This window comes from Coleofasciculus sp. FACHB-712, assembly GCF_014695635.1.
In the GTDB taxonomy this organism is placed as follows: Bacteria; Cyanobacteriota; Cyanobacteriia; order Cyanobacteriales; family FACHB-T130; genus FACHB-T130.
Genome location: NZ_JACJOQ010000500.1, coordinates 1 through 11,111, shown reverse-complemented (window position 1 = coordinate 11,111; position 11,111 = coordinate 1). Strand labels below are relative to the sequence as shown.

At 45.7% G+C, this 11,111-nt stretch carries 10 protein-coding genes; 7 read left to right on the top strand and 3 right to left on the bottom strand.

Annotation, left to right across the window (positions count from 1 at the left end; all coding sequences use genetic code 11):
• Positions 1 to 261, bottom strand: a 261-nt coding sequence (locus tag H6F50_RS16625) for a response regulator (protein ID WP_190429553.1), incomplete at its 3' end; no start/stop codon positions are given.
• Between the two features lie 167 nt (positions 262 to 428).
• On the opposite strand from H6F50_RS16625, the gene radA reads away from it, so the two are divergent.
• Both radA and H6F50_RS16615 read left to right on the top strand, forming a co-directional pair.
• Entirely contained in the window at positions 429 to 1,985 is a 1,557-nt protein-coding gene (gene radA / locus H6F50_RS16620; protein ID WP_190429552.1) for a DNA repair protein RadA, read from the top strand.
• Between the two features lie 561 nt (positions 1,986 to 2,546).
• Positions 2,547 to 3,884, top strand: coding sequence for an MFS transporter (locus H6F50_RS16615; protein WP_190429551.1), 1,338 nt, complete (start codon positions 2,547 to 2,549; stop codon positions 3,882 to 3,884).
• 30 nt (positions 3,885 to 3,914) lie between these two features.
• Here the strand turns inward: H6F50_RS16615 and H6F50_RS16610 are convergent, their stop codons facing one another.
• Complete coding sequence (locus tag H6F50_RS16610) at positions 3,915 to 4,073, bottom strand: hypothetical protein (protein ID WP_190415212.1); 159 nt, start codon at positions 4,071 to 4,073, stop codon at positions 3,915 to 3,917.
• Positions 4,074 to 4,692: 619 nt separating this feature from the next.
• Positions 4,693 to 5,439, bottom strand: a complete 747-nt coding sequence (locus H6F50_RS16605; protein ID WP_190415210.1) for a creatininase family protein — start codon at positions 5,437 to 5,439, stop codon at positions 4,693 to 4,695.
• Positions 5,440 to 5,609: 170 nt separating this feature from the next.
• Between H6F50_RS16605 and H6F50_RS16600 the strand changes: the two genes are divergently transcribed.
• From H6F50_RS16600 to H6F50_RS16580, 5 genes are all read left to right on the top strand, one after another.
• On the top strand, positions 5,610 to 6,362 hold the full coding sequence (locus H6F50_RS16600; protein ID WP_190415208.1) for a response regulator transcription factor: 753 nt from the start codon (positions 5,610 to 5,612) through the stop codon (positions 6,360 to 6,362).
• A gap of 198 nt (positions 6,363 to 6,560) precedes the next feature.
• Positions 6,561 to 7,877: an ATP-binding protein gene (locus H6F50_RS16595; RefSeq protein WP_190429550.1), complete on the top strand. Its 1,317-nt coding sequence runs from the start codon at positions 6,561 to 6,563 to the stop codon at positions 7,875 to 7,877.
• Between the two features lie 340 nt (positions 7,878 to 8,217).
• Positions 8,218 to 8,883: a phosphate signaling complex protein PhoU gene (phoU, locus tag H6F50_RS16590; protein ID WP_190415204.1), complete on the top strand. Its 666-nt coding sequence runs from the start codon at positions 8,218 to 8,220 to the stop codon at positions 8,881 to 8,883.
• A gap of 147 nt (positions 8,884 to 9,030) precedes the next feature.
• Positions 9,031 to 9,897: an iron uptake porin gene (locus H6F50_RS16585; protein ID WP_199292202.1), complete on the top strand. Its 867-nt coding sequence runs from the start codon at positions 9,031 to 9,033 to the stop codon at positions 9,895 to 9,897.
• A gap of 372 nt (positions 9,898 to 10,269) precedes the next feature.
• A partial coding sequence (locus H6F50_RS16580) for an iron uptake porin (protein WP_190429549.1) occupies positions 10,270 to 11,111 on the top strand: 842 nt, incomplete at its 3' end.

The following is an 11,111-nucleotide window of genomic DNA, read 5'->3' as shown; positions in this document are numbered from 1 at the left end:
AGCCGTTAGCATGATAATTGGCACATCCGATTCCTTCCGCAATTCCTGACAGACGCCGTAGCCATCTAGCTTTGGCATCATCACATCCAAAACTACTAAGTCAGGAGTGGCATTGCGAAAGGTATCCAGCGCTTCTTCTCCATCGGCAGCCGTCACGACATCGTAGCCAATCATGGAAAGGCGCGTTTCCAGAATGCGACGGATGCTAGCTTCATCGTCAACTACCAGAATTTTTTCTTTATGGCTTTCCAAGCTCGTCAACGCTCCTTAAGTTCCGATTTCTAATCGTTAATTTTAGATACCATTACATTAAGATATCATTCTGTTTAGTCGGTTTGGAAAGCCTGAAATCCTCACAGTTGCTGGATTTTTATATTCTCTTATTCCTTGCGATTTATTAAGATTCTTTAACAAATCGAGAATGGTGCATGGCAAAGCCGCGAACTAACTATGTTTGTAACGAATGTGGGTCAGAATCTTCACAATGGTTTGGCAAGTGTCCCGCCTGCGGCACCTACAACTCCCTGGAAGAGCAGTTTGTGTCCCAGATTAATTCTTCCCTTCCCAGCCGGGGTTTGCAAAGCTCACAGCGCAATGGCAAATTAGCTGCCAAAGCACCCCAGGCGAGAGCATCGCTGACATTCGCGCAAATTACCGACAAGTATCAGGAGCGCTGGACTTCTGGTTATGGAGAATTCGATCGCGTACTGGGCGGGGGAGTTGTCCCTGGCTCTTTGGTGTTAATTGGTGGCGATCCTGGCATTGGTAAGTCAACGCTGCTGCTGCAAACGGCGAATCAGATGTCGCAGATGTATCGCATTCTCTATGTCTGTGGGGAAGAATCGGGACAACAAGTAAAACTGCGAGCTTCGCGTTTGGGTGTTAGCAACCTGAATCCGGATCGGGAAAAAAACGGCGATCGCGTGTCTCTCCAGCCAGAAATAGAGGCATCTGTAGAGACATCTGTAGAGACATCTGTAGAGACTCCGGTGACATCTATCTCAGCGGGTGCGGATCTGTATGTGCTGGCGGAAACCGATTTAGAAGAGATTATCAGGGAGTTGGAATCTCTGAAACCGAATGTGGCAGTAATTGATAGCGTGCAGACGATTTACTTACCGTCTCTAACGTCGGCAGCGGGATCGGTGGCGCAGGTGCGGGAATGTACTGCTGCATTGATGAAGGTGGCAAAGAGAGAGAGTATCACCCTGCTGATTGTGGGACACGTTACCAAGGAGGGCGCGATCGCTGGGCCAAAAGTCCTAGAACACCTGGTAGATACCGTATTGTATTTTGAAGGCGATCGCTTTGCTTCTCATCGGCTTCTGCGTTCTGTCAAAAACCGCTTCGGCGCAACTCACGAAATTGGCGTTTTTGAAATGGCAGATCGAGGACTCCGAGAAGTTTCTAATCCCTCGGAGTTATTTTTGGGCAATCGGGACGAAGTGGTTCCGGGTACCGCCCTTGTCGTCGCCTGCGAAGGCACTCGCCCGATTGTCGTGGAACTGCAAGCCTTAGTGAGTCCAACCAGTTATAGTTCCCCCCGCCGCTCAACGACGGGTGTTGATTACAACCGACTGCTACAAATTTTGGCAGTATTAGAAAAACGAGTCGGCATCCCTTTATCTAAATTAGATTCTTATGTGGCTTCAGCGGGGGGTTTGAGTGTAGAAGAACCTGCTGTCGATTTGGGAATGGCGATCGCAGTGGTGGCTTCTTTTCGCGATCGCGTCGTCGATCCCCGCACTGTCTTAATTGGCGAAGTTGGCTTAGGCGGACAAGTCCGCGCTGTCTCCCAAATGGAACTGCGCCTGAAAGAAGCCGCCAAACTAGGCTTTAAGCGAGCAATTGTCCCCAAAGGGCAAACTTTCCCAGAATTGGGATTAGAAATTGTACCCGTCGCCAAAGTTATCGATGCCATCATTGCTGCTATCCCAGCCTCTCATCATCCTGATGATGATGAACTGCTAGATGATGATGAATAGACGGCACTAAGGTGCAAGTAGTAGCACGTGGGGAATAATGCGCGATCGTCTTTATTGCGTTTTTTAAGCATCTTGTATCATTTTGGAATCTATCCATTTCTCCAATTTTTGCAATATACGCTCTCTCAAAAACCGTTATTAAGCGGAACCAAGGAGAAAGCGAATATAGCAATTCTATTTGAGTTGTGAGCCAGCTCTTCAGAGCCCCGACTTCTCTAGGAAGTCAGGGCTCTCGCTTGCCCGCATGATTTAGGATTGCTGTATATTGGCTCAAAAAATGAATTTATTTATATTCCCAATTATAGAAATTCAACTTTCAATCCCTTAAGAAAATAAACTTTTTATAAAACTAAATAGCTTTATTTGTTAATATTTATCCGCAATTTTATCCGTAATATTACTGATGCACAAATACAAAAAAATAGGCTGAATTAAGAAAAGGGTTAATAATAATTAACCGTCTGGGTGCAGATAATCGATCCTGTTATTGATGAAGAACTCTGGTAAACCTTAACAGAGAGTTACAGCCAATCCAGCACCCAGATTCAGTTTAATTTAGCAATGAATATTACTACCAAGAAAAACGCATGGAAGCTTGAAAGCTCAGTTCCATTATGGTTTTTCGCTTTTGTTCCTTATAAAATAGGTGAAGGCCTACTAATTATACTAATGCCCCTATTTATCATTCAGGTAGTAGGGGGAACCGTCGCTGATGTCGCTAAAGTAAACTCACTGATCGCCCTAGTAGGTATGTTTGCCTTCATTTTATGGGGCAACCTATCAGATAAGATGGGCTATCGTACTCCCTTCTTGATATTGGGATTTCTAGGATTCACTCTCTGCATATCAATGCTCAGCTTTAGCGATAACCTCTCACAAGTATTAATTCTTGGCAGTGTGGGAGGCTTTTTTATGGCAACGATTACCCCAGTAGGTTCAGCATTAGTACTGGATAGTTTTCCCGAACAGGAGTGGCCTAAGTTCTTCGGTAAATTCTATCAGGTAACAGGATGGAGTTTTGTCGCTAGTGTTCTATTCGGGATGACCTGGCTCAACTTTGCTTCCAAATTCGTGAGTAATGTTGCAGCAATGCGCGGATTATTATTATTTGCAGGTGTTGTTTCGTCGCTGAGTTTACTTCTGTGCTTTCTTTGGGTAAAAGAACCCAAGTTTGTTCGCCAACGCCGAAAATTTAATCCGAAACTGCTAGGGCAATTGACTGTAGGAGTGATTGAAAGGCGAGCAGTTTTTTACCCATCCCGCGCCCTCTACTTTGTACTGCGCCCAAGCTCTCTGAGCCAAGCGGTTCAGCCCCTAGGAAGCCCTCTAGGGCGTTATTATCTATGTTCTTTACTATTTTTCGTTGCCATCAACCTGGTTATTGTGCCCTTCCCGGTTTTTCTCACCAACACATTAAAAGCTACGAATACTCAGGTATTCTTGATTGCCTTAGTTAAGTCAACAATAGAGTCTTGGTTGTACGTTCCTGTCGGTCATTGGGTGCATCAGCGACCTGGTATCAAACTCCAAGCGCAGGCTACCGCTCTCAGGGGTGGCGTTTTTGGAATTTTTGTCTTGTTGGCTTTAATTCCGCCTCAACCGAGCAGTCTGGCGTTCGTTGGATTAGCTCAGATATTAAGCGGTATTACTTGGGCAGCGATCGCTGTATCTAGTAGCACGGCAGTGGGTATACTGGCTGGCAAAGACAAGGAAGGTTCGGCAATTGGGTTTTACAACGCAATAATTGGGGCATCAGGCGCACTGGGTAGCTTGGGAAGCGGATACCTTGCTGCTACCTTTGGGTATAGCGTTTGTTTTGGGATAGGCGCACTATTGACAGCATTCACTGCATGGTTGCTTTGGCAACTACAGCCTGTTGTATTAGCCAAAACGTCCTGAGTGGCTTTTGGGCTTTGTAAATAGAAGATACTAGGCAACAATTTTTGAAATGGCCGGGCAAGTGCAAACAAAGACAAATTCTTGAGCGCGATCGCTTGCACTCTGTCTGATTCTGTCTGATGAGGATGCGATCGCATTGCCCCCAATTGTTTCTTGTCTATTTTTATACAACTGTAAGCAAATGGACACTTGTCCTCCTTTGCATCCGACCCAAGTTTGATATTCTGCTAACCACAAAAACAAATCGAAGAATACGGAAGCTTTATCTAATCTTCATAATTTAGTTAAGTATTAATATTCAGCAAAACTCCTTAAAGCCAAGGAAATAGCAGCTTTATAGTTTTACCTACTCTATTTGTAGGTAAATCAAGATATTTTTTTGATAAAGATTCCGTGAACCTACTGGGAATTCATAGCAAGCTATGTAAGTATTTTTAAGTAGACGCCTGTATTTTATAAATATTATGTACAACTCTTCCGAAAGCTCACCTTTAAGCACACGTACAAATTTTGATACGCAGAGTGGATGGATTTTGGGAAACCCCATGCAAATCAGCCGACGCAACCGCCGCTTGCTCTTTTGCGCGTTCCTGCTTTTAGGGTTTGTAGGGTGTGTTTTTGGAATATTGCTGGGAGCGGGTCTGGATATTGGAAAAGCTATACTGGCATTTATCGTCTTGTGGGCAGGATTGTGTACTCTTAGTGCCCGCTAAGCGTAAAACGAGAACGATTTTATAGGTCTAGTAGGAAATTAAGCAGATTTTACTCAATTTGCCTAAATAAAGACTTAAATAAAGAAAAGAAGCGCTCAGTTTGCATTCAAAAATTCCAGATATCCATTGCTGAGTTCTTTTACGGCTAATTCATAAAATTGCTTGCCGTGTTCGGGTGTTGCCAAAGCGGGATTAGAACCCATACGCCCATCAGGATAACGGTTACGGAAATCAGTAGCACCATAAATTGGGTGTCCAGAAGCGACTTGATCTGAGAGGGGCGCTTGTTTAATGGCTTCTGGATAGACGTACTGAGTGAGGGCAACTTCACTAGGGGTGGCATGAGAACCTTCTTGGTCTTTATATAGCTCTTTTGCCAGCTTGTAGACAGAACTGCACATGAACCAGTTGCCGACTTGACACTGCACTAACTGGGCATTGGGAATATTTAAATCAGCTAAATGAGCGTAAGTTTCCGAGAAAGCCGCCTTTAGCGTCGCAATATTACCGCCGTGACCATTAATGAAGAAAAATTTGGTAAATCCAGCCCTAGCTAAACAGAGGATATAGTCTCGAATTAGCTGAATCATGGTGCTGGGGCGCAGGCTAATTGTGCCAGGAAAAGCCGTATGGTGCAGCGCCATGCCAACATTGATAGTAGGGGCTACCATTGCGTCAATTGCTTCGCCAACCCCGCGCGCGATCGCTTCTGCACAAATTGCATCCGTCCCAATCAACCCAGTTGGCCCGTGTTGCTCTGTCGAACCAATCGGGAAAATTATCCCCTGAGAACGGTTGAGATAGACTTCTACTTCAGGCCAGGTACTTAAGTGCAGCAGCATAATCAGAATAATCAGAAATGTTGGGCGATCGCTAAAGATAAATTTGGGCGAAACAGCGCACCGACTCCATCCTAGCTGGGTTGAGGGGTCATGTACTCGAAAAGGAATCTCTGAGGCAGCAATTTTGTTGTATGAATGAGGATGGAATTACACTCTCAAGTTCCCCAATTATGCTTTCCCTCGACCTCCCGAAGAACCCATCTAGTCCAGAATTAGGGCGAACAAGCCAGATCCTAATTGTTGAAGATGAGGATCTCATCCGGGAAATGATAGTTTTGGCTCTAGAAGAGGAAGGTTTCGAGGTGGTAACAGCCGCCGATGGGCGTACCGCTTTGACATTTCTTCAGGGTGAGACCCCTGCTACGGTAGATTTCCCCTTTGACCTGATTATTCTCGATTTAATGCTTCCTCAGGTCAATGGCTTGGATCTTTGTCGCTTGTTACGGTATCAAGGAAATCCAGTCCCGATTTTGATTCTCAGTGCTAAAGCAACTGAAACTGACCGAGTTTTAGGTCTAGAAGTGGGAGCGGATGACTATTTAACCAAGCCATTTAGTATGCGGGAGTTAATTGCCCGTTGTCGTGCCTTATTGCGACGCCAACGACTTGGCGGATTGCCCCAAGCGCCAGTGCTGCAATTCAAGGATGTGACGCTTTATCCCCAAGAGTGTCGCGTGATTGTTCGGGGCGAGCAAGTTAACCTATCACCCAAAGAATTCCGCTTGCTGGACTTATTTATGAGTTATCCGCGTCGAGTTTGGTCGCGGGAGCAGCTGATCGATCAGGTGTGGGGTCCAGATTTTGTGGGGGACAGTAAAACAGTAGATGTTCACATTCGCTGGTTGCGAGAAAAATTAGAACGCGATCCTAGCCAACCAGAATACGTAATTACGGTACGTGGGTTTGGTTATCGGTTCGGCTAAAAGATGCAATATGAAGAAGGAAGAGTGAATTTTCAACCTTCCTTCTTCATCAGTAGAGGGGCACAACTAAACATGGCTGGTAGCGGTCGATGGTTGAGAGGCGCTGTTTTTATGAATCACTCCCCCCAACCATTCCCATCACCTTACGTTTATTGGCACTCACCTCTACTAACTTTGTATTTTCAACTGATAGCTTAAATGACCCTCATCGCATTTTTTGTGGGGCTAACTTTAGGAATTGGGTTTTGGATCTGGCGGCGGAACAAGCTTTACCGCCAGTTAGAGCAAATTCTTGGGTTGCTACCTTCAAGTGTCATTGGGGTATCTTTACCGCTGGTTTCGCAGCTACGCAGTGGAATTGCTTTGGCAAATCAGCAGTCTCTTCAGCTAAAGACGCAGTTGCAAATGAATCAAGAGATTCTGCAAGTGGCACCCATCGGCTATCTGGAGGTGGATGAAGAAAACCAGTTGATTTGGTGCAACGAGCAAGCCCGCATTTTATTAGAGCTTCATCGATGGGAACCAGGACAGGTGCGTTTGCTGCTGGAGTTAGTGCGATCCTATGAACTCGATCAGCTAATTGAGCAAACTCGACACCAGCAAAAGCCTTGTGAACAAGAGTGGGTATTTCACCCAGATTGTTCGGATGCAGCGGTAATTGGGGAGATGCGATCGCTTACTTTACGCGCATCTAGCTTGCCCTTAGCCTACGGACAAGTGGGTGTATTTCTAGAAAATCGCCAACCTTTAATCGAACTTTCCCAATCGCGCGATCGCTGGGTTTCTGATTTAGCCCACGAACTCAGAACCCCCCTCACCTCCATCCGTTTGGTAACGGAAACCTTGCAAAAACGCTTGCAGTCTACAAAAGAGCGCTCATTAATTGACCGCCTCCTGCCAGAAGTCAACAGACTAATGAACCTAGTTCAAGACTGGCTAGAACTAAGCCACTTAGAGCAAGATCCCAGCAAACACCTCACCCTAAAATTAGTAGAACTGCGAAGCTTAATTCACTCTGCCTGGGAAACAATAGAGCCTTTAGCACGACAAAAGCAACTCAGCTTCAGCTATTCTGGTTCCGACACCTTACTCATCAAAGCCGACGCATCTCGTCTCACCCAAGTATTTCTCAACTTACTCGACAACAGCATTAAATACAGTCCCCTTGAAGGAGCTATCCGTGTTGAAGTAAATCTTATTCCGAATAAGGATATCCCTAACTTGGTTCAGATCAATATTATTGATTCAGGGATTGGGTTCCCTGAGTTCGATTTACCCCATGTTTTTGAGCGGCTCTACCGAGGAGATCCCTCCAGGCGGCGTCAGCACAACTCCTCTGGAACTTCTGAAGAATTGTCAGTTGTGGTAACGACTGGCAGCGGTTTAGGCTTAGCGATTGTGCGGCAAATTGTCATCGCTCATGGCGGCTCCGTCAAAGCGAAGAATCATCCAGAAACCGGCGGCGCATGGCTGCAAATTGAATTACCTTCCTTTCAATCCCCGCTTGAAATTTAAGGTTAGCCATCGTTGCAGTTTCGATATTCACTTTGAGTTTTTTGCACCATTTAAGAAAATTAGTATTAACCAATCATGCTAGTCAGACAGAACTCACAATTTAAAAGGGTTCTGAAACACTAAGATGACCAAAGTATGATTCGACTAAATGATTTTTCAAGGGTTTCAGCGACTGAACTTGGATCGTTAAGTTATTAACTGTACCTTCCAAAATCAGCCCCTAGAAATTACATCTATCCTACGATAGGTTTTCATTTAGTCTATATGCATACAGCCAAATCAACAAATTTAAGCCATCTTAGAGAGTACAGTCGTTTTGTTTTTCTACCAGCAGAGGTGAATGCTTTCCTCTAAACACGTGCATACGGAACGGATACACTTCGATCGCAGAACTAGGGGCTTATTAAGGGATGTTTTGCGAATGGGAGCCTTAGTAGAAAACTCCTTTCGCCTCTCGCATCAAGCCTTATTTTCCCGTAACCTGGCAGCCGCTAGGGAAATTCCCTTATTGGATAAACAAATTGACCGATTTTATCGCCAAATCGAGCTAGATTGTGCAACTTTAATGACTCTGGAAGCTCCGGTTGCACAGGATTTGCGTTTACTCAGTGCTTGTATGCAGCTGGTGCGCGACTTAGAACGCATTGGTGATTACGCCAAAGACTTAGCAGAAATTGCGATTAAACTCTTTCCTTACCCGCCTCATTCTTGCCTACCGCAGATTGAGGTAATGTCCCATCATGCTCAAGCCATGCTGGCGTCGAGTTTAGTCGCGCTGGCAGATTTGGACGCAGCCGCCGGGAAAGCTGTCAAGCAGCAAGACGATGCCGTGGATAGCGCTTACGAAACGGTTTATCAAACCTTAGCCTTTCAGCGGGATATCAAAGGGGTGGTTGAACCGATTCTGTTGATGGGGTTGATCATTCGGCATTTGGAACGAATGGCAGACCACGCCACCAATATTGGTCAACGAGTTGCCTACATTGTCACGGGAACCCGGTCTTAAAGGCTACAGTCACGGCACGGCAGTGCCCATACTGATTTAAGAGTAAACTTGCACTCATATAGCATTTTTTACTTGCGTTCTATACAGTTCGCGATAGGGGTCTACAGGTAGCTACCTGTAGACCCCTATCGCTGTATTTCCCTCTCATTGAGAAGTGATATAACTGTTACCCTCACTGCTGCTAATGGACTGCATCACTATTACGCTGACACGGTTGACCCGTATTTTGAAGGCAATGGCGGTGGCAATAATGCCCTATCCCGCTTTGCCGAACGCAACCCCATTTATCGGATTGGACCTTTAGGTGCTGGTGTCGGCTTGAACTACAAGATTAGCAACGCTCTGAAGTTGGACTTAGGTTATCTCTCCAACACAGCCAACAATCCCGAAGATGACAACGGGGTTTTTAACGGTAACTACTCAGGTTTGGCACAGTTAGTTTTTGGGACTAACCGATTTAAGGTTGGATTCACTTACATTCACGCCTATGATAATGGCGGCAATAATGCTCCCCGCTTTGCTATGGGCGGTACTGGTACTGGTCTTGCCAATTTGAATCCAGCAACGCTAGCTGCTGCGACTACAGGTGGTCTAACCCAAGCTCAGTTGAGCAGACCCGTTTCGAGCAACTCTTACGGGTTAGAGGCTTCCTTCCAATTAACCCCTCAATTTGTTCTAAATGGCTGGGTGGGCAAAACTGACGCTCGTTTGATTGGCTTAGGCGCTGCCGACATTTGGAACTTTGCCCTTGGTCTTGCTTTACCGGATTTTGGCAAAAAAGGCAATTTGCTTGGCATTATCGCTGGGGCCGAACCAACTCTCAGAGGTCTAAATGTTCCAGGCCCAGAAAACTTCGAGCGTGATTTTGCCTATCACATTGAAGGTTTCTATAAGTATCAGATGATAAATAACATCTCAATTACTCCGGGCATTATCTGGCTGACATCTCCTAACCAAAACAGAGATAATGATGACATCATTATTGGTACGATTAGAACAACGTTTACCTTTTAATTAGCGGTCAGGGTGAGGATCGATAGTCACAACTGACAACTAATCATATAAACTAATCTAATCGCTTAATCGCCAACTTTGCTCTTGCCGATTCGGAGCGCAACTTGAAAGCCTCTAAATCGGCTTTATTTGTTGGGTTCCTAGCTAGCGGATTGTCAGGATTGCTTAACCTGTAGATTACCAAATCCTTACCTATCCCTAAACTGACACAACTAGCATTAGAGGAAATTATGTCGCCTACAAGACAATGTTGAGCTTGAGTTGGCAGTGTTTCATGTTTAATAATGATGGAGTTTCTCAAGAAGACTCCCTATAGCGTTCCGTTAATCCGGGATTGTTTCCCTTGAGTTCAGTTAGGTGTGAGGAGATTAGATGTCTAAAATTTTGTGGAATACTCTAAAATTAGGGCCAGCGATCCTAGGTGCATCCTTATTAGTTTGCAGTAGCACGCTTGCCGCACAGACGCCTGAAACTCAAGTGGCGAGCGAGCCGATAGCTGCCACTACCCAGGTGACTGATTTATTAAAACCAGCCGAGCAGTCCCAGCAAGCGCAGCAGACACCTGTTCAAGAACTGGCTGTTCAACCAGAAATTAGTTCTATTCCAGTTTTCACCAACGGCACGTCTGCCCAAGAAACGCCGGTTGCTGAAGCTGAATTAATGAGTCCGAAACCAGTTTTAGCAGATAACGCGATCGCGCAACCCACTGCTGATGCTGTCCCCACGAGCCAAAACAGCGAATTAGAACAAATCGACCAATACACCACCGAAGCCGGTACAACCGACTCGATGGATCAAGTCACCAACGTGTCGCAGTTGCAGGACGTAGAACCGACGGATTGGGCTTACGAAGCACTGCGAAGCCTGGTGGAGCGTTATGGTTGTATCGCTGGGTATCCCGATGGTACCTTTCGCGGCAACCGGGCACTGTCGCGTTATGAATTTGCCGCCGGGATGAACGCCTGTTTGCTGCAAATCGAAAAACTGATTGCGGCAAGTTCGGCTGACTTTGTCACTAAAGAAGATTTAGCGACGCTACAGCGGCTAATTGATGAATTTGGGGCAGAATTAGCCACCTTAAGAACGCGAGTAGATAACTTAGAAGGTCGCACGGCATTTCTGGAAAGCCATCAATTCTCTACAACGACTAAGCTGACTGGCGAAGTTATCTTTGCGCTTGCTGACGTTTTTGGTGAAGAAAGGGCTGGCGGGGG